This window comes from Bradyrhizobium sp. LCT2 (genome assembly GCF_009931255.1).
GTDB lineage: Bacteria > Pseudomonadota > Alphaproteobacteria > Rhizobiales > Xanthobacteraceae > Bradyrhizobium > Bradyrhizobium diazoefficiens.
Map to the genome: position 1 here is coordinate 3,425,194 of NZ_CP034432.1, position 19,223 is coordinate 3,444,416.

Sequence of the window (19,223 nt, forward strand, 5' to 3'; positions counted from 1 at the left end):
CTCAAAACTCCGCGGAGAAGAGCCACCGGCTGCCGAAACAAGCGGCATGCCTTGAAAAAAGTTGAGGCTTCTCACCCCGGGAGATCGGCGCAAGTGTCGCACCCAAGGGACGTTCATTTTTACGTGTTCAAACTTGGGGGTATTCAGGATGTCGTTTCGTTTCAAGGCAATTGCAGCCGCCGCGCTGTCACTTGCTACGCTCGCTACCTCTGGCCTGGCCCAGGCGGCGGATCTGCCGGTCAAGGCTGCCAAGAAGCCGGCCGACCTCCCGTTCTTCCTGGTGATCGACAACCGCGTCACGTTCTCCTGGATGCCCAAGGGCACCGACCCCGGCATGTGGAGTGTTCGCCCCGACGGCAGCATCAACGGCACCACAGCCAAGCAGGTCTACTCCTTCACCCACTTCGACCTCTGGGCCTACGGCACCAACTTCTTCACCATCTCGATGTTCAAGTCGGGTCACAATGACCCCGCCAGCCCTTGCGTCGCGCCCGGCGTGAACATCGGCGGCACCGCCAGCGACTGCGCGGGTGCGACCGAGATCTATGGCCTGTTCCGCTCGACCTTCGGCTGGAACGAGATCTTCAACACCAAGGCCTTCACCATGGGGCCGCTGCACAACATCTCGTTCGAAGTCGGCATGGACGCCAACACCGAGAACACCTTCCTCGCGCCCGCCAAGCGCGACGTCGTCGCCGGTCTCCAGTTCGCCTTCGACCTTCCCTACAAGGGCTACATCAACGTCGCTCCGTTGATGTACTGGGAGTTCTCGAACCACAACGCCTTCACCCAGTGCGGCCTGTTCGGACCGGGCGTTGCGGGCGTGACGTGTAACTCGGACGGCAATGTCAGCTACAACCCGACCTGGGCCGTCGAGATCAACTACTACATGGACCTCGGCTTCCTGCCGCCCAACATGCAATTCTGGTCGATCAGCGGCCGCGCCGGCTGGTACGGACCGAAGGGCGACTCGAACGGCCTTCCCGCGCTGTCTGGCACCGGCATCTTCAGCACCAAGTCGAAGACCGAGCTGAACAGCGAACCGATCCGCCTGACCTTCGATGCCTCGAAGGCGGTCTGGGGTGACAAGTACTCGCACTTCGTCGACCTCTGGGTTGCCTACCGCTACTGGCAGAACAAGTTCGGTCTCGACCACAACGCCATGGCGGGTGTCTGCACGGTCGCCGCGACCGGCCAGAGCACCAAGAGCTGCACCGAATCGACGGTCTACGGTGGCATCACTGTGAAGTTCTAATCGGCTGAAGACTCCAAGCTGCAACGATGGCGCCGCGCATGACCCGTGCGGCGCCATTTGTATTTACGGGAAGACGCTGCCGTAGGGTGGGCAAAGCGAAGCGTGCCCACCACTTCTGCTTCGATTGCATTCAAATGGTGGGCACGGCGCAAGAGCGCCTTTGCCCACCCTACGCTTACGAGTTTGTGGTGGCGGCTACTTCGTCCACACGCCGTCGTGCAGCACCTCGGCCTCGTCCTCCAGCAGCGGCCCGACGACTTCCGTCGGTCGCTGGCCGCTGGCAAAGACCGTGCGGCAGGGCAGATCGAGGGTCGGGTTCTCCGGGTGGTTGCCGGTGACGCCGCGCAGGCGGTGCTCGCTGAGGCCGTAGACGACGCGGCCGATGCCGGCCCAGTAGATCGCCCCGGCGCACATCGCACACGGCTCTGCCGAGGAGTAGAGCGTGGCCTCTGCCAGCACCTCGCGGCTGAGCGTGCGGCAGGCCTGCGTGGCCGCGAGGCGCTCGGCATGCGCAGTGCCGTCGCAATCAGGCATGTAGCCGTTCTCGGTCTCGATCAGCACCTTGCCGTCCGCAGCGACGACGACGCAGCCGAAGGGATGGTTGCGATGGGTGAGGGAGCGGCGGGCGACCGCAAAGGACAGACGCAGAAAGTGCTCGTCGCGTGCGCCGTCCATCGGTCCTCCGCAGTCAGTGTCCCGCCATGTGCCGACCGATCACGGTGAGATCGGCCTCGCTGGTTCGTGCTTCATACACGAACTCGCCGTGGAACATTACCACGAGGCGATCGGACAGTTCGAGCAGTTCATCGAGGTCTTCGCTGACGAGCAGCACCGCCGCGCCGCGGTTGCGGGCCGCCATGATCTCGGCGTGGATCTGCGCCACCGCCGCGAAGTCGAGACCGAAGCAGGGATTGGCGGCAATCAGCACCTCGACGTCGCCGCCGAGCTCGCGGGCCAACACGGCGCGCTGGACATTGCCGCCCGAGAGCGCCGAGATCGGCGTATCGGGCGTTCGAGTCTTGATCTTGTACTGCCCGATCTTCTTCATGGCGTCGTTGCGGAAGGCGCTGCGATTGAGCCACCAGCCGCCGCTGGCGAACGGTGCGCGGTCGAACTCGCGGAAGGCGATGTTGTCGGCGACGCTCATGCCGCCGACACAGGCGTTCTTCAGCGGCTCCTCGGGCAGCAGCGACATCTTGTGGCGCCGCATTTCCTCGCGGCTGGCGTGATAGGGATCGCCGGCGACGCGGACCTCGCCGCTCTCGGCCTCGCGCTGGCCGGCCAGCACCTCGACGAGCTGGCGCTGGCCGTTGCCGGAGACGCCGGCGATGCCGACGATCTCGCCGGCGCGCACGGTGAGGGAAACGTCATGGACGGCAATGGCGCCGGCGTCGTCGAGCGCGCGAATTTTTTCCAGCTCCAGCCGCGCCTGGCCGGCTTCGCCGGTGCGCGGCGGCTGCACCGTCAGCTCCTCGGCGCCGATCATGGTGCGCGCCATCGCGTCCGGCGTCAGCTCGGCAACCTTGCCGGCTCCGGCGAGCTTGCCGCGGCGCAGGATCGTGACCTCGTCGGCAAAGGCCATGACCTCGCGGAACTTGTGCGTGATCATCAGGATCGTCAGCTCGCCTTTGACGACCATGTCGCGGAGCATGCCGAGCACCTCGTCCGCCTCCGCCGGCGTCAGCACCGAGGTGGGCTCGTCCAGGATCAGGAAGCGGCGCTTCAGATAGAGCTGTTTCAGGATCTCGCATTTCTGCCGTTCGCCGGCCGAGATGTCGGAGACTCTTGCGGAGAGCGGCACCTTGAAGGGCATCCGCGCCAGAAAGGCCTCGAGCTGCTTCATCTCCTTCGACCAGTCCACCACGGCCGGCACAATGTCACGTGCCAGAACGAGGTTTTCGGCGACCGTCATGGCCGGCACCAACGTGAAGTGCTGGTAGACCATTCCGAGGCCGAGGGCGTGAGCGTCTTTCGGGTTGGCGATCGCCTGCTCGCGGCCGCCGACGATGATGTCGCCCTCAGTTGCGTGGTAATAGCCCATGATGCACTTGACGAGCGTCGACTTGCCGGCGCCATTCTCGCCGAGCAGCGCATGGAATGACCCCGGCCGCACCTTCAGCTCGACATTGTCGAGCGCCAGGAAATCGCCGAAGCGCATGGTCATGGCGATGGCGTCGACGCCGAACGCGCCTGAGGGCGGAGGCGTTTCGCCGATGATCACGAAATCGCTCCTATGAAGGCCTCGGAGGTCGAGACCGCGCCGAATACGCCGCCCTGCATCTTGATCATCTTCAGCGCATGATCGTGATTGCTCTTGTCCGTGGCGCCGCAGCAATCGTGCAGCAGGACACATTCGAAGCCGCGGTCGTTGGCCTCGCGCATGGTGGTGTGGACACAGACGTCGGTGGTGATGCCCGTCAGCACGATGTTCTCGATGCCGCGCACGCGCAGGATCAACTCCAGGTCGGTGGCGCAGAACGAGCCCTTGCCAGGCTTGTCGATGATGGGCTCGCCCGGCAGGGGGCTAAGCTCCTCGATGATGTCCCAGCCGGGCTCGCCGCGCACCAGGATACGTCCGCAGGGTCCGGGGTCGCCAATGCCGGCGCCGATCTGCCGCGAGCGCCAGCGCTTGTTGGCGGGCAGGTCGGAGAGATCGGGACGATGGCCCTCGCGGGTATGGATGATGTGAAAGCCTTGGGCGCGCATCGCCGCGAGCAGCTTCTTGATCGGCTCGATCGGCGCCCGCGTCAGCGAGAGGTCATAGCCCATCTTGTCGACGTAGCCGCCGACCCCGCAGAAATCGGTCTGCATGTCGATGATGATCAGCGCCGTGTTCTCGGGACGGAGGTCACCGTTATAGGGCCAGGCATAGGGCTCGGACTTGATGTAGCGCTCGGGCATGGACGACCTCGTTGCGTGTCGCGTGTTACCGTGTGATCGAGAGTTCGGCGGGCGCGCCGGTCAGCGTGCGTTTGGGCGAGCAGGTGATGATCATGATCGCCAGCGTCAGGATGTAGGGCGCGGCGTTGAAGAGGTGATAGCCTGAGGTGACGCCGACCGATTGCAGTGCCGGTCCCAGCGCCGCGGCGCCGCCAAAGGCGAGCGAGGCCCACAGGCAGAGCAGGGGATCCCAGCGCGCGAAGATGACAAGCGCGACCGCGGTGATGCCCTGCCCGGAGGACAGGCCCTCGTTCCAGCTTCCGGGATAGAACAGCGACAGGAACGAGCCGCCGATGCCGGCGAGGAAGCCGCCGACCATGGTGGCACGCAGGCGGATCAGCAGCACGGAATGGCCCATGGCGCGTGCAGCGTCAGAGCTTTCGCCGGCGGTGCGAATGAGAAGGCCCCAACGTGTGGTCCGGAAGGCCCAGTAAAGGATCGGCGCGAGCGCGACGCCGATCAGGAACAGGACATTGACGCGTAGCGCCGCGCGGACCTGCGGGATGTCGCTCCACCAGCCGAAATCGATCGCGGGCAACCGCGGTGCGGTGGGCTCGATCAGCGGCTTGCCGAGATAGAAGGCAAGCCCGGTGCCGAACAGCATCAGGGCGATGCCGACCGCGACGTCGTTGACGCGCGGCAGCGAGCAGATGCCGGCATGCAGTGCGCCGAGAAGCGCCCCGGTGATGCCGGCGGCGAGCACACCCAACCATGGTGATCCCGAGAGATAGGAGATGCCGTAGGCGCTCATCGCGCCCATCACCAGCGTGCCTTCGAGGCCGAGATTGATGCGGCCTGAGCGCTCCGTGATGCATTCGCCCAGGCTCACGAACAGGAAAGGCGTGGAGACGCGAATGGCTCCGCCGAGCACGGCGAGCGGGACGGTCCAGAGTCCGATCGATCCGTCTGCCATCTCAGGATCTTCCCTTCAAGAATCCGATGCGGCCGTAGAGCGCATCGCTGGCCAGCACGAAGACGAAGATGATGCCCTGGAGCACCAGCACGGAGGCGTCGGGCAGCCCCAGGCGGCGCTGCAACAGGCCGCCGCTGGCGCTGATGCCGCCGAGCAGGATCGCGACGGGGATGACGGCGAGCGGATTTTGCCGCGCCAGGAACGCAACGAGAATGCCGGTAAAGCCGTAGCCAGCCGCGAGATTGGCGTTGGTGCGCCCCTGCACGGCCGCGACCTCGACCATGCCGGCAAGGCCTGCGGCGCCGCCGGCGAGGAAGCAAACGGTCAGGATCAGCTTGCTGACGCCGAGGCCGACGATCTTCGCGGCGCGGATGTTGCCGCCGGCGACCCGCGCGGCGAAGCCGAACACGGTGTGATAGATCAGGATGTAGGCGGCGATCGCCGCGATCAGGCCGAAGACGAGACCCCAATGCACGTCGGTGCCGGGGATGGAGCCGATCATGTTGGCGGCACCGATCTCGCGGGTCGACGGCTTGTTGAGGCTGGCGGGATCGCGCATCAACCCCTCGACGAGATGGTTGAGGATCGCGAGCGCGATGTAGACGAGCAGCAGGCTCGAGATGGTCTCGTTGACGCCGCGGTACTGCCGAAGCGCGCCGGATAGCATGATCCACAGACCGCCACCGATCACGCCGGCGATGACCATGGCGATCTGCACGACGAGCGGCGGCATGCCTTGGAGTGCGAGCGCCGCACTCGTGGCGGACAGAGCGCCGATCAGCAGCGCGCCTTCGCCGCCGATGATGACCATGCCGAGCTGCGCGGGCAGCGCGGTGCAGAGCGCGGTGAGGATCAGCGGCGCAGCACGCGTCAGCGTGTTCTGCCAGGAGAACCAGGTGCCGAAGGCGCCGTAGTACATGTAGAAATATAGGTCGAGCGGGTTCTTGCCGAACATCGCGACGAAAATGCCGAAGACCACGAGCGCGCCGGCGAGCGCCGCGCCGGGGATCAGGATGTACTCGATTGTCGCGCCGTGGCGCTGGAGGAATCCCGGATCGGCGGCCGGGGCAATTGTCCCGGCCGCCTCGGCGGAATCCGCCGCTTCCGTGGTCACGAAGTCGCTCCGATCACGCCTTCGACGAGATAGTCCATCTTCTCCAGTTCGGGATCCTTCTGGCCGCGATCGGTGCCGGCAGGGATCATCGTCTTGCCCTTGTTGTCGACGAGCCCTCCCTTGAAGATCGCGTATCCTTCCGCCGACAAGAACTTGGCCTTGATGTCGTCGGCATGCTTGCGCGCTTCGGCGGAGACGGCTTCGCCATAGGGCGAGGTCTTGACGATCTCTTCCTTGAGGCCGCCGCGATAGAAGTTCGGGATGCTCTCGCCGGCGGCGATCATCTTGACGAATTTCGGATAGAGCGCTTCCCAATTCCACTCGGCGCCGGTGAGATACGCCTTCGGCGCGAGCGGCGACTGGTTGGTGTGATAGCCGCAGACGAAGGCGCCGCGGCGCGCCGCGTTCTCGACCATCGTCTTCGGCCCGTCGACGTGGCAGGTGAGGACGTCCACGCCCTGGTCGATCAGGCTGTTGGTGGCTTCGGCTTCCTTGACCGGCATAGACCAGTCGCCGGTGAAGATCACCTGCGTCGTCGCCTTGGGATTGGCGAGCTTTGCGCCGAGCGCGAAGGCATTGATGTTGCGCAGCACCTGCGGGATCGGCTTTGCGGCGACGAAGCCGAGCTTGCCGCTCTTGGAGGTGTAGCCGGCGACGATGCCGGAGATGTACTGGGCTTCGTCGATATAGCCGAAATAGCTGCCGGCGTTCTTCGGGTCCTTGTCGGTCCAGAGGCCGCCGCAGTGCTCGAAGCGCAGCTTCGGGAACTTGTTGGCCATCTTGATCATGTGCGGATTGTAGTAGCCGAACGAGGTCGGGAAGAGCAGGGTGGCGCCATCGAGATTGATCATGGACTCGATCGTCTTCTCGACCGCGTCGGTCTCCGGCACCTTCTCTTCCTCGACGACCTTGAGGCCGGGAATCTTCTTTAGCGCTGCCGCGCCCTGGGCATGCGCCTGGTTGTAGCCGTAGTCGTCGCGCGAGCCGACATAGATGAAGCCGATGGTGGTGTCGGCCGCGAAGGCCGGGCGGGCGCCCGCCGCCGCGCCGAGGGTGAGGGCGGCGCCGCCCTGCAACAAATGACGTCGTGAAATCCTGCCAAAATCCATTGCTTGCTCCCCTTGGCGGATGCCCCGCCTTGATCTCGCGGCCACCGCCGGTTTGGCGGAGCCGGGATAAGTTGTCGCAAGCTTTGTGCCAGAGGCCATGAAGTGTGCATAACGATACAAGCTATTGAAAAATAAAGGATATATATCTTGATGGAATCCTGCTGAGGAAAATAGCAGGTCAATTTATGGGCAATATTGTTCTATTGTATGCAGTGGAGTTGAGCAGTCTTAACCAGCTCTCGCATGTGCATGACTGGCGTCGGGCAGTCTGCCGGCGAGGCGCATTCATGCTAACCACGCGCTGATTGGGACGGCGCCGGCCGCATTATTTTGCTGGCACCGAACTTGTATCGATCGCCGCCAGGACCGCCGCCGCCGCGGTCCCAGAAGATGGAAAGCTCGACCGAGATGGGTGCTGCTACCGCCGTTCAAGATGCATCGCTCGGCGAGGAGATCGTTCGCCGCATCAACGTGCTCGGCGCGATTTCGGAAGAGACCGACAAGCTCACCCGCATCTATCTCAGCAAGGAGCTGCGCGCCGCTGCGGATCTCATCCTCGGCTGGATGCGTGAGGCCGGCATGAGCGCGCATCTCGATGCGATCGGCAATGTCTGCGGCCGCTATGAGGGCGAGCGGCCGGGGGCGCCCTGCCTGATGCTCGGCTCGCACTACGACACCGTGCGCGACGCCGGCAAATGGGACGGGCCGCTGGGTGTGATCACGGCCATCGCCTGCGTCGCCGATCTCAACCGCCGCGGCAAGCGCCTGCCGTTCGCGATCGAGGTCATTGGCTTTGCCGACGAGGAGGGGGTACGTTTCGCCTCAACGCTGCTCGGCAGCCGTGCGGTGGCCGGCACTTTCGACGAGAGCGTCCTGAACACGCGCGATCGCGACGGCGTGTCGATGCGCGATGCGCTCGTCAAGTTTGGCTTCGACCCGGACCATGTCGGCGCGGCCGCGCGGGCCCGGCGCGAGTTGTTGGCCTATCTCGAATTGCACATCGAGCAGGGTCCGGTGCTGGAAGCACAGAACCTGCCCGTCGGCGTTGTCACCGCGATTGCGGGCGCGACACGGCTGGCCGTGCGGCTGAACGGCATGGCCGGTCACGCCGGCACCGTGCCGATGGCGCTGCGCCGTGACGCGCTCACCGGCGCGGCCGAATGCATCGGCGCGATCGAGCAGTTCTGCCGGACCGACGAGGGCGGCCTGGTCGGCACCGTCGGCTACATCCAGGCGAGGCCCGGCGCGACCAATGTCATCCCGGGCGAGGTGTCCTTCACCATCGACATGCGCGCGCCGACCGACATGCACCGCAAGCGCGCGGTCGCCGACGTCGTCAGGCAGATCGAGGCGATCGCTAAGCGCCGGCAGCTGACGCTCCAGCTCGATGTCACCCACGAGAACCGCACCGCACCCTGCGCGCCCTGGCTGAAAGACCAGATCGCGCATGCGATCGCCGCGGAAGGCGTTTCCGTGTTCGACCTGCCGAGCGGGGCCGGGCACGACGGCATGGCCATGATTGACATCGCCGATGTCGGCATGATTTTCGTCCGCTGCCGTGGCGGCGTCAGCCATCACCCGGACGAGCATGTCGAGCTCGCCGACGCCGACGCCGGCGCCCGGGTGCTGCTCAGGGTGATCGAGAATTTCAGGCCGCGGGAGGATCGCGCCGGCGCGAAGTGACTATCGGGAGCCCGCACGTCATCGGGACGAGACACGAATCAGTCACGCTTGGAACGGTGGCCGGCCATCGCCGGGATCCCGAGACACCAGGCGCACATGAACAGCGATATTTCCTTGCCGTCACATCGCGGAAATCGGTTTTACCAGGGTATGGCCGCGACCTTTGCCGCCAACGCTCTTCAGGCCGTCAATTTTCTCGGTGATCGATTCCTGAGAAAGTCGCATCCTTCGTTGTCGGCCATCGAAGATCTTTACCGGCACTCGATGGACAGCGCCTTCTCGGTGACCGAGTCCTTTCTCGTCACGGGAGCGCCGCACGCATCCGCCTATTACCCGCGCGACTTCGCCTGGTTCTACCCTGATGTCCTCGACCCCGAGACCATCATGGATGCGCAGGACGCGGTGCGGCGGGCGCGTCTGCTCGAAAAGAGCGTCCGTCTGTTGCTGGAGGCGGTTCGAGCCAACGTCGTCACGACGACCATCGTCCCGGCGGGACACGCACGGTATCTCGGCGTGAACTATTTCTCGCGCCCGTCGGACACGCTGCTCGGCATTCTGGCCGGCCTGCGGCAGATGATCTCTGCCGAGGAGAGAGCGTCGTCCTATCTGGCGATGTCACAATGCGCGCATGCCGGCCGCTTGCTGCTGGCCGAATACGGCGGCGACCTGAAGCGCGCGATCCTTCAGCTCGCGCGTGAGCTGGAGCCGTTCGACGACGACGGTGTCAGGTATTTGCTCTGCGACGCCCGCGCGCCGCGCTCCGCGGCGACGGACACGCGTGCCGAGCGCAGGCGTTTCGTCACCAACGCCTGCGTCTACACGACGTTCGTATGGGGCGTGGAGCTCGGGGTCGTCGACGAGAATGAGCTGAAGCGGCTGCTCGGGCACGACCTGGGGCACTACAAGAGGGACCTGCTCCGCCTGTTCGGCAAGGGCGGCTATATCAGGCACTCTCTGGATGGCCCGGCGGGCTCGCCGGTGTCATCGGTCGCCCTGGACTTCGTCAGCGTGCATCGCGGATTTTGGGATATGAGCGAGGCAAGCGAGCGCGCGCTGTTCGCGGCCACGACGGATCTGATCATCGCCGAGCCGCGTTTTCGCATCCCCAGCACGTTCCATTTCCTGGTGTCCGCGGATAATCCCCGGAACAAGATGATCCACAAGATCGCGGCTCCCGCCTATCAGGGGCGTTCGTCCTGGCCGACCTTCAACGTCGAGTTTGCCGATCGCATGCTCGACTACGACGAATTCTCGGGAGGCGATACCTATCGGGCCTGCGCCCAGGGGATATTGAAGGACATCCGGACCGCGACCGAGGTCCATGGCGGTTATCAGGAATTGATCTCGGAGCATGGTCTGAAATATCGCACCTGGGCTTACAAGGGCGCCGTAGCTCACTCCTGGTTTCCACGCTTCCTGTCCGTTTGGAGGAGGGCGTATGGAACGCCGCTCCTCCAGTGGAACGATTGATCCGGAGCGCTAGCCCGCCGTCACGTCCACCATCTCGCCGCCTTCGAGCACCTTGGCCGCCTTGGCGCGGTCGAGGTCGCCTTCCCAGGCCGCCACCACCACCGTCGCCACGCAGTTGCCGACGAGGTTGCCGAGCGCGCGGGCCATGCCGATGAACCAGTCGACCGAGAGCACCAGCACGAGGCCGATTGCCGGAATGCTCGGCACCGCGTTGAGCGTCGCGGCCAGGATCACGATGGCGGAGCCCGGCACGCCGTGTGCGCCCTTTGAGGTGATCAGCGAAACGCCGAGCACCAAGAGGAGATCGCCGAACGACAGCGGCGTGTTGGTCGCTTGCGCGATGAACACGACGGCAAGTGTGAGGTAGATCGAGAAGGCATCGAGGTTGAACGAATAGCCGGTCGGGATCACGAGGCCGACCACGGAATCCTTCACGCCCATGCGCTCCAGCTTCTTCATGATCTGGGGCAGCACCGCGTCGGAGGACGCCGTTGCGAGCACGATGGTGAGCTCCTCGCGCAGGTAGGCGAGGAATTTGAGGATGTTGATTCCGGCAAGCGCCATCACGCCCCCGAGCACGCCAAGCACGAAGATGCCGACCGAGACGTAGAACAGCATCACCAGTGAGACGAGCTGCTTCAGCGAGCCGACGCCGTATTTGCCGACGGTGTAGGCGACTGCGCCGAGCACGCCGAGTGGAGCGACACGGACGATAAGCCCCATGACGCGGAACAGCACGGTGGAGGCTGCGTCGATGATGGAGGTGACGAGCGCGCCCTTCTCGCCGCCGACGAGCGCAAGACCGACGCCGAACAGCACCGCGAAGAACAGCACCTGGAGCACGTCATTGCGCGACAGCGCATCGAAGGAGGTGGTCGGGATCACGTTCATCAGAAAGGCGCCGATGCCGCCGCCGGACAGCTTGTGGGCGTTGTCGGCGTAGGTGTTGAGCGCCTTCGCATCTAACGTCGACGGATCGATGTTCATGCCGTTGCCGGGGCCGAACAGGTAGGCGAGCAGCAAGCCGACCACGAGGGCGACCGTCGTCATGACCTCGAAATAGACCAGCGCCTTGACGCCGACCCGGCCGACCTTCTTGAGGTCGCCGGCGCCGGCAATGCCGTGGACGACGACACAGAACACGATCGGCGCCACGATCATCGAGATCAGCTTCAGGAAGGCGTCGCTGAGGATCTTGAGCCCGATCGCGAAGTCCGGAACGGCCATTCCCAGGATGACACCAAGCGCCAGCGCGGCCAGGACCTGGACGAACAGTGAGGCGTAAAGCGGCTTGCGCTCGGCGGCCGGGGCCGCGGCAATGGTCGACATGGTGAACTCCCCCAATTTGGCGCGTCTCGGGCGTCAAAAGGAGCAACTACCGTGCCAGAATGTCGCGGTCGGAGCCGAAAACGGCTCTATTCCGCCGCCTTCGCCGTCTTGCCGTACATCCGTGTCGGTGCCGGGAAGCCACAGGAACTGCCGTCGGTGACCTTGACCTGGTCTTCCCACGGCAGGCGGAAGGTGCCAGCGACCATGTCCTGCATGAAGGTATAGGGGCAGTCCATCGCGCCGCCTTTCACCGCGACATAGCCGCGGTGCCAGAGCTGGTAGATGTTGTTCTCGACGCCCCAATTGATCCGCGCCTCGCGCACGAGATCGGGCCGCACCTCGGCGGTGATGATCTCGTCGGCGCGACCGGTGGTGCCGTGCGCCAGCACCGCGCCGTCGAAATTGACGATCATGCCTTCGCCCATGGAATCGAACGAGCCATCGCTGCCGCACATGCAGACATTGGCCGTCACCATCAGATTCTGGAACGAATTGGCCTGGTTGGTGAAGCGCCAGGCCTCGCGGATCGGCGCGGTGTAGCCCGCAGTGCGGATCATGATCTCGGCGCCCTTGTAGGCGCATTCCCGCGCCATCTCCGGGAACATGCCGTCATGGCAGATGATCAGCGCGATCCTGGCGCCTTTCGGACCCTCGATCACGGGAATGCCGATGTCGCCGGGCTCCCACGGCTCGACCGGAATCCAGGGATGGAGCTTGCGGTAGTACAGCTTGATCTCGCCGTGGTCGTCGATGATCAGGCCGGAATTGTAGGGATTGCCGTGCGGGTTGAACTCCATGATGGAGAAGCAGCCCCAGATCCTGTTGTCGACGCAGGCCTTCTTGAAGGCCGTGACTTCGGGTCCGTCGAGCCGGCACATGATCTCGGGATTGGTGTCCATCGAGAGGCCGTGCAGCGAATATTCGGGGAACACCACCAGATCCATGGTGGAAAGGTTGCGGCGCGCCTTGCCGACCATCCAGACGATACGCTCGGTCTGCCTTGCCAGATCGGCCCGCGTGACGACGTTCGGCAGTTGCAGCTGCACGAGCCCGATGACCACGCCCTCAGGCGATTTGTTCAACCCGCCAAGCCCGTTCATGATCAGCTCCCTTGCTGGAACCAGAGCGCCGCGCCGCTGCGTGCGATCGTGGAAGAGCAAATCCGATTTTGGCGACGCGCAAAAGTCCATTTTTCAGGCGGGCGGCCGAGCGTGCCGACGCCCATTGTTGCGGCGCGGCGTGCCTCAAGTCTCGGCTTGACCCTCCAAATCGCCTGATGTCAGACTTATGACATGAGTACAGCAAAGCGACATATCGCCAGTCTTCGTGACGAATATGCCGAGATGACGCGGCAGCGCATCGTTGCGGCTTTCGTCGAAACGCTGGAGGACGAGGCGGCCGACGACATCTCCATGGCCGCGGTGGCCAAGCGCGCGAAGGTGGCCGAACGAACCATCTATCGGCACTTCAAGACCCGTGCGGAACTGTTTGCTGCGGCCGGCGAGTGGATCGAGGACAACGTCTTCAGCTACATTCCCTTCACCTCGCCTGACGAGCTGCCGGAGATTTTCCGCAAACTGTGCAAGCGGTTCGACCGCCATCCGCATCTGGCGCGCGCCATTGCGATGACGCGGGCCGGCCGCCGGGTGCGCGCCGGCTTCCGGCGGCACCTGATCGACCAGCATCGCAAGGCGATGGCGCCGCTGGTGCGACATCTCCCCGCGAAGGAGGTTCGCCAGGCGGAGGCGCTCGCGTCCTATCTCAACAACGTGCTGGCCTGGAATGCGATGCGCGAGGATTTCGGCATGACCAGCAGCGAGATCGCCGATGCCATCGAGTGGGCGCTCACGACCCTCCTGAAGGATGTCCGGCAGCGCGATGCCGCTGCGGCGCGGGGCGGCAAGGCCGGCAAATCTTCGCGGACGCGGACCACGAGCCGCGAACGTACCGGCGTAGAGTGAGGCAGGTCATGAATGCGATACCCGACGATCTTCTGATCAATGCGCCCGACGAGGTTCGCATCCGCCAGGACCTGGTGCTGACGGCGCTCGGCCACCGGCCGGCCGATCGCTCCTTGCGGGTCGGCAGGCTGCTCGATGTGCACAGCCGTACCTGGAGCGAAGATCAGGAGATCGTCTTCAAGGGCCGCCGCATCGCCTGGGTCGGGCCCGCCGGCAGCTACCCGGGCGAGGTCCGCGAGCGGGTGCATCGGCCCGATGTTGCCGCCGTGCCCGGCTTCGGCGAGGTGCACAAGCATATCGAGAGCTCGCATCTGACGCCGGAATGGGAGGCCGCGCTGGTGCTGCCGCATGGCAATACCTGGACCTGCGAGGCAAGCCACGAGTTCTCCAACGTCAACGGTGCGCGCAATCTCGAGTTCTGGTTCGAAGCGCGTCGCCGCGGCTCGCCGCTCAAGATCTTTCCGCAGCCTGGTTCGGCGGTGCCACCCACGGCCTATGAATGGGGTGGCGGCTGGTATGGCCGCGACGAGCAGGCGCGCTTCATGGCCGAGAGCCTGATGGTGACCGGGCTCGACGAGGTCATGGACTGGCCAGCGGTCTGGAATCCCGACAATCCGTCCTACAAGCGGCTCTGGGGCATGATCGAGGCGACATTCGCGGCGCGCGGCGTCGTCGAAGGCCATGCCTCCGGCTTGCGGGATCTGCCCTCTATCAACGCCTTTGCGGCGGCCGGGCTCGCGTCCGACCACGAAGTGCAGACTCCGGAAGAAACCTGGGACAAGCTCACCCGCGGCCTGTTCGTCGAGCTGCGCGTCTATGCCATGGACGAGATCGTCAGATGGCTGCTCGCGAAGGGTTTGCAGGACTGGTCGCAGATCGCGTTCACGACGGATGACCGCAGTGCCAGCCACACGCTCGAGCTCGGCGCCAGCGACCATAATGCGCGGGTCGCGATCGAGGCCGGCCTTGCGCCGGAAATCGCCATCCAGTGTCTCACCATCAATCCGGCGCGCCACATGCGGCTCACGCCGTTCGTCGGCAGCCTGGCTCCAGGCCGTTTCGGCGACGTGGTGCTGCTTTCGGATGTTGGCAGACTCACGATCGCCGAAGTGTGGGCCGATGGCGTCCAAATCTCCGAAGGCGAGCGCTACATCGGCCAGGTGCCCGAGATCGTCTGGCCGGACTGGGCAACGAAGACGGTCAACATCAAGCGCTCGATCAAGCCTGAGGATTTCGAACTGCGGGCCGAGCCCGGCCGTGCCACGATGAAGGCGGCCGTGATCCGTCCCTTCCATTGGCATCCCGAATTCTACACCCTCGAACTGCCGGTGCGTGACGGTGCCGTGCAGCGCGACGAGAGCGAGGCCATCACCAAATTTGCGATCGTCGACCGCTTTTCGGGCGACGGGCGCATCGCAAAGATGTTCTGGCGCGGTTGTGGACCGCGCACGCCGGAGACGGCGGTTGCCTGTTCGGTGGCGCACGACAAGCACAATATCTGGGTGGTCGGCTCCTCAGACGCGGCCATGGCGAAGGCGGTGAACGCGCTTATCGAACTTCAGGGCGGGTGGGCGCTGGTGCGTGAGGGAGAGCTCGTTGCAACTGTGCGCTTCGAGGTCGGCGGGCTGATGAGCTGCCGCTCGGCGCAAGCGCTCGATGCCGAGATGCAGGCGCTCTACGCGGAGGGGCGCAAGGTCGACTGGATGTATGAGCCGACCTACCGGCCACGCTGGTATCCGGGATTCCCCGAGCGGCTGATGTTCGCGACGCTGACCTGCGCGCCCTGGAGCTGGGTGCTGGTGGCGCCGTGTGAGCAGGCGCCGCTCGGCTTCATCAACGTGCAGACCGGCGAAGCGCACCCGGTGATCTGGTAGGGGGGAGGACTGGATGAACGAGATGACGAAGCCGCAAGCCGCCTCCGCAGAGCCGGCGCCGCGCGCAGCCGCCGGACTGCTCGATCGCATCTTTGGCCTCACCGAGCGTGGCACGAGTGTCGGCCGCGAGGTGATGGCCGGCGCGACCACGTTCGCTGCGATGGCCTATATCATCGCCGTGAACCCGGCGATCATGTCCAACGCCGGAATGGATCGTGGCGATCTGGTCAGCGCCACGGCACTCGCCGCGATTTTCGGTTCGATGATGATGGGGCTGTGGGCCAATCTGCCGCTCGCGGTTGCGCCGGCTATGGGGTCGAACGTCATCTTCACCTATGTCATCGTCAAGCAGATGGGCATGCCTTGGCAAGGTGCGCTCGCCATGGTCGCCTTCACCGGCGTTCTGTTCCTGATCCTCAGCCTGTCGAAGCTGCGCGAGAAAGTCGCGAAGGATGTGCCGGAAGCGCTGAAGATCGGCATCCAGGCGGCCGTCGGCACGCTCATCGTCTTCATTGCGTTGCGCGGCGCCGGCTTCGTGGTCCAGAACCCGTCGACCTACATCGCGATGGGATCGCTGCGCGGCCCGCCGGTGCTGTTGACGCTGTTTGGCCTCCTGCTCACGCCGGTGCTGGTGGCGCGCCGGGTTCCGGCGGCGCTGATGCTGTCGATCGCGGTACTCACCCTGATCGGCTTCTTCGTTCCCGGCGGCAACGGCAAGATGGTGACGTCGGTGCCTTCGGCGATCATGTCATGGCCCCGCTGGCCGAGCAGCACGTTCATGGCGCTCGATTTCGGCTATCTCTTCAGCCATTTCGTCGTCGCGCTGCCGCTGCTGTTCTATTTCCTGTGTGCCGAATTCTTCTCGACGCTTGGCACGCTGATCGGCGTGACGGGCGCCGCCAACCTGCGCAAGCCCGATGGCTCGATCCCGAACGCCACCGCTGCGTTTGCCACCGATGCGACGGCATCCATCGTCGGCCCGCTGCTCGGCACCTCCGTCGTCACGGCGTACATCGAGTCCATCACCGGCGTGCAGGCCGGCGGCCGAACGGGGCTGACTTCGCTGACCGTTGCGGGGCTCTTCTTCCTTGCGCTGTTCTTCTGGCCGATCTTCGTCATCATCCCGCCGCAAGCGACTGCGCCCGCGCTGGTGCTCGTCGGTGTGCTGATGATGCAGGGGCTTGCCCGCATCGACATGACCGATCTCGGCAACGCGGTTCCGATCGTGCTGACGCTGCTCGTCACCGTTCTGACCAATAACCTCATCAACGGAATGGCCCTGGGAACGCTGAGCTACATCGCCCTGGAAGTGACAGTCGGCCGGCGGTCGCAGATTCCGGCGATGGTGTGGGGGCTCGGCGCCGTGTTCATCGCTTACGCGATCGTGATCGCCCAGATCTTTTGATGCTCGCCCTACGCCGCGAGATCCAGCAATTTGCACGATCCGCGCACCAGCGCCTTGCGGCCGGCCGGTGTCATCGCGGGCGCGCCGTCATCGACGACGACAAGGCCGAGCTTGACGAGGCTTTCGACGACATAAGCCTTCGCGAGGCGACCATTCGACACCGGATTGCGAAGCGCCTTCAGTGCTTCCCACTGGTCGGGTGAAAGATCGAAGTCGAAATCGTTGCTCATATTGCCTCAAGCGATCGTACCGTTCGCGCGCCTCTGTTAACGGCGCTGCATGAAGACCATGCGACGACAATGAGTCGGGAATTCGGTGAGCTGCTTGGAACATCTCTTCACGAATTGCCGCACTTCGTTGCGCCACAAGAGTTAAGATCGTTCGCGCACGACTATCGTCCCGACCTGCGATCACTAATTGATGATTGGCTGTTGATCGTGTGGTGAAAGCTACCGCAGTGCACGGCAAGCATTGCTGTCCCATTCTGCGTCGCAATATGCACAGAAATCGTGAGGCGAGGGGTACGGGACTCTGCTAGGTTGATTCGCAGGGGATTGGCTTCACACAACTGGAGTGTGAGTGCATGAACAGGCTGGTGGAAATTCGCAGTCAGGAATTCCTGTGCCGGGAGCGCGCCGCGCTGGATTCTGAGCGCCGGATGTTCTGGCTCGCGCAGGCCCAGGAATGGGAGCAGCGCGCGCTCGACGAAATCGCCTATCACTTTCGAGAGTGCAACCTCGTCCAGGCCGAGTTGGCTGCCGCCTGACGCCAGACGACGGACGTGATCCCCGTCTACTGATAAGTCGCCACGATATCGGACACTGCGCGCTCGAGCTGGTGCGCGGTGGCGCATTGGCGTACCACGCTGCAAAAGGTCGCATAGCGGGGCATCTCCGAATCGCCAAAACCCCAGGCGAGCCGCCCCTCGGGATTGAGCCAGACCAGCCGCTTCGAGCGCTCGGAGATCCGGCGCAGGATGTCGGCGCGCGGATCGAGATTGTTGCTGCGGGCATCGCCGAGCACGATCACCGTGGTCTGCGGCGTCAGCGCGCTCATGAAATCCTTCTCGAAATCGACCAGCGACGAGCCGTAGTCGGATGAGCCGAAGCCGACTTTGGACATGATCTCGGCCATCGCCTCTTCCGGCGACTTCGATTCCAGAATGTCGCTGACCTCGATCAGATGTGAGGAGAAGGCGAAGGAGCGGACGTCGTCGACCACCTCGTGCAGCGAGTGGATCAGGAGCAGGAAGAAATCGGAGACCTGCGCGACCGAGCCGGAGACGTCGCAGAGCGCGACGATTTTCGGCCGGTCGCGATGCTTGCGCTTCCACGCCGTGAGGAAGGGCACACCGCCCCAGGCCGCATTGCGGCGCAGCGTGCGGCGGACGTCGAGATGCCCGCGGCGCTGGCGCTTGCGCGGCTTGGAATAGCGCTCGCGCAGGCGGCGCGCGATCTGGCGGATGAGGGCGCGCATCTCGGCGACCTGGCGCCGCTCGATCCGCGCAAGCGGCGCGTTGCGCAGGATCTCGTTGCGCAGGTTTTCGGCCTCTTCGCGAGCATAGAGCGCAAGCCCCTGGGAGACGGTGTCGCGGACCGCTTCGCGCAAGGCGTCGAGCGCGGCGCGCAGGCGCTCGGCCAGCGCGGGATTGGTTGCGGTCAGCTCATCGAGTTCGTCGCGCAGGCGCTGCAGGCCCATGGCGTCGAGGATGCGGCTGGAGAAGATGCCGCGCTGCGTGGAATAGCGGATGTCGGACAGGGACGCGGCGCCGGCCCCGCTGGCGATCGCTGCCGCGATCGCATTGCGATCCTGCGACAGCAGCATCTGCGCGAGCGCGCCTAGTCCCTCCTGCGGCGAACCGCCGCCCGCATCACTGGACGCGCTGGAAGAGGGGGCTTGATCCGTCTCCTGCGACGCATCCTCGTCGGTGCCTTCGGGCTGCTCCTGCCGCGGCTCCGGCTGGCTGAAGAACAGATCAAAGCAGTCGCCGAGCGCGAGTTTCTCGTCCTGCGATTTGGCGAGCGTCAGAAGCAGGGTGTCGCGCAGGATGGTTCGGTCTGAAAAGCCGACCTGCGCGACCGCGCGCATCGCGTCGATGCTTTCGGCGGGCGAGACGTGTACGCCCGCGCCACGTGCGGCCCGAAAGAAACGATGGATGTTCTCGCGCATC

17 protein-coding genes are annotated in these 19,223 nt (G+C 64.7%); 7 read left to right on the forward strand and 10 right to left on the reverse strand.

From position 1 onward, the window contains the following. The first annotated feature begins 148 nt into the window (after positions 1-148). Positions 149-1,255, forward strand: a complete 1,107-nt coding sequence (locus EI171_RS16565) for a hypothetical protein (protein WP_097532429.1) — start codon at positions 149-151, stop codon at positions 1,253-1,255. Between the two features lie 195 nt (positions 1,256-1,450). Here the strand turns inward: EI171_RS16565 and EI171_RS16570 are convergent, their stop codons facing one another. Genes EI171_RS16570 through EI171_RS16595 form a run of 6 tightly spaced genes read right to left on the reverse strand, consistent with a single transcriptional unit; the run spans position 1,451 to position 7,331 of the window. Then, complete coding sequence (locus EI171_RS16570) at positions 1,451-1,930, reverse strand: nucleoside deaminase (RefSeq protein WP_161534022.1); 480 nt, start codon at positions 1,928-1,930, stop codon at positions 1,451-1,453. Between the two features lie 13 nt (positions 1,931-1,943). Beyond that, positions 1,944-3,476 (reverse strand): ABC transporter ATP-binding protein, encoded by a 1,533-nt coding sequence (locus EI171_RS16575; RefSeq protein ID WP_011088893.1) that lies wholly within the window; start codon positions 3,474-3,476, stop codon positions 1,944-1,946. Then, on the reverse strand, positions 3,473-4,156 hold the full coding sequence (locus EI171_RS16580) for a cysteine hydrolase family protein (protein ID WP_097532426.1): 684 nt from the start codon (positions 4,154-4,156) through the stop codon (positions 3,473-3,475). The genes EI171_RS16575 and EI171_RS16580 overlap by 4 nt, the downstream gene beginning before the upstream one ends. 25 nt (positions 4,157-4,181) lie before the next feature. Then, positions 4,182-5,108: an ABC transporter permease gene (locus tag EI171_RS16585; RefSeq protein ID WP_011088891.1), complete on the reverse strand. Its 927-nt coding sequence runs from the start codon at positions 5,106-5,108 to the stop codon at positions 4,182-4,184. Between the two features lies 1 nt (position 5,109). After that, positions 5,110-6,222 carry an ABC transporter permease gene (locus EI171_RS16590; protein WP_097532425.1) on the reverse strand — a complete coding sequence of 371 codons (1,113 nt, stop codon included), beginning with the start codon at positions 6,220-6,222 and terminating at the stop codon, positions 5,110-5,112. Next, positions 6,219-7,331, reverse strand: coding sequence for a BMP family ABC transporter substrate-binding protein (locus EI171_RS16595; protein ID WP_038966718.1), 1,113 nt, complete (start codon positions 7,329-7,331; stop codon positions 6,219-6,221). Before EI171_RS16595 ends, EI171_RS16590 begins: the two co-directional genes overlap by 4 nt. Before the next feature lie 408 nt (positions 7,332-7,739). On the opposite strand from EI171_RS16595, the gene EI171_RS16600 reads away from it, so the two are divergent. Together EI171_RS16600 and EI171_RS16605 are read left to right on the forward strand one after the other, a co-directional pair. Next, positions 7,740-9,014 (forward strand): allantoate amidohydrolase, encoded by a 1,275-nt coding sequence (locus tag EI171_RS16600; RefSeq protein ID WP_161534024.1) that lies wholly within the window; start codon positions 7,740-7,742, stop codon positions 9,012-9,014. Between the two features lie 96 nt (positions 9,015-9,110). Further along, on the forward strand, positions 9,111-10,484 hold the full coding sequence (locus EI171_RS16605; RefSeq protein ID WP_028174414.1) for a hypothetical protein: 1,374 nt from the start codon (positions 9,111-9,113) through the stop codon (positions 10,482-10,484). A 9-nt stretch (positions 10,485-10,493) separates the two neighbouring features. Here the strand turns inward: EI171_RS16605 and EI171_RS16610 are convergent, their stop codons facing one another. Both EI171_RS16610 and EI171_RS16615 read right to left on the reverse strand, forming a co-directional pair. Further along, a complete protein-coding gene (locus EI171_RS16610) occupies positions 10,494-11,813 on the reverse strand; it encodes a dicarboxylate/amino acid:cation symporter (RefSeq protein WP_161534026.1) in 1,320 nt (439 codons plus the stop codon). An 86-nt stretch (positions 11,814-11,899) separates the two neighbouring features. Next, positions 11,900-12,913: a formamidase gene (locus EI171_RS16615; protein WP_011088885.1), complete on the reverse strand. Its 1,014-nt coding sequence runs from the start codon at positions 12,911-12,913 to the stop codon at positions 11,900-11,902. A 192-nt stretch (positions 12,914-13,105) separates the two neighbouring features. Here EI171_RS16615 and EI171_RS16620 point away from each other — a divergent pair, with 192 nt between their 5' ends. Genes EI171_RS16620 through EI171_RS16630 form a run of 3 tightly spaced genes read left to right on the forward strand, consistent with a single transcriptional unit; the run spans position 13,106 to position 17,053 of the window. Then, positions 13,106-13,774, forward strand: coding sequence for a TetR/AcrR family transcriptional regulator (locus EI171_RS16620; protein WP_028174416.1), 669 nt, complete (start codon positions 13,106-13,108; stop codon positions 13,772-13,774). 8 nt (positions 13,775-13,782) lie between these two features. Next, entirely contained in the window at positions 13,783-15,648 is a 1,866-nt protein-coding gene (locus tag EI171_RS16625; RefSeq protein WP_039185687.1) for an adenine deaminase, read from the forward strand. Between the two features lie 13 nt (positions 15,649-15,661). Continuing rightward, the gene (locus tag EI171_RS16630; protein WP_161534028.1) at positions 15,662-17,053 is read left to right on the forward strand and encodes an NCS2 family permease; all 1,392 of its coding nucleotides are present in this window, start codon (positions 15,662-15,664) and stop codon (positions 17,051-17,053) included. Between the two features lie 8 nt (positions 17,054-17,061). Here EI171_RS16630 and EI171_RS16635 read toward each other — a convergent pair whose 3' ends face one another. Continuing rightward, positions 17,062-17,283 carry a hypothetical protein gene (locus EI171_RS16635; RefSeq protein WP_038966715.1) on the reverse strand — a complete coding sequence of 74 codons (222 nt, stop codon included), beginning with the start codon at positions 17,281-17,283 and terminating at the stop codon, positions 17,062-17,064. Positions 17,284-17,636: 353 nt separating this feature from the next. On the opposite strand from EI171_RS16635, the gene EI171_RS16640 reads away from it, so the two are divergent. Next, positions 17,637-17,819 carry a hypothetical protein gene (locus tag EI171_RS16640; RefSeq protein ID WP_025576443.1) on the forward strand — a complete coding sequence of 61 codons (183 nt, stop codon included), beginning with the start codon at positions 17,637-17,639 and terminating at the stop codon, positions 17,817-17,819. Positions 17,820-17,845: 26 nt separating this feature from the next. Here EI171_RS16640 and EI171_RS16645 read toward each other — a convergent pair whose 3' ends face one another. After that, a complete protein-coding gene (locus EI171_RS16645) occupies positions 17,846-19,222 on the reverse strand; it encodes a VWA domain-containing protein (RefSeq protein WP_161534030.1) in 1,377 nt (458 codons plus the stop codon). Between the last annotated feature and the right edge of the window lies 1 nt (position 19,223).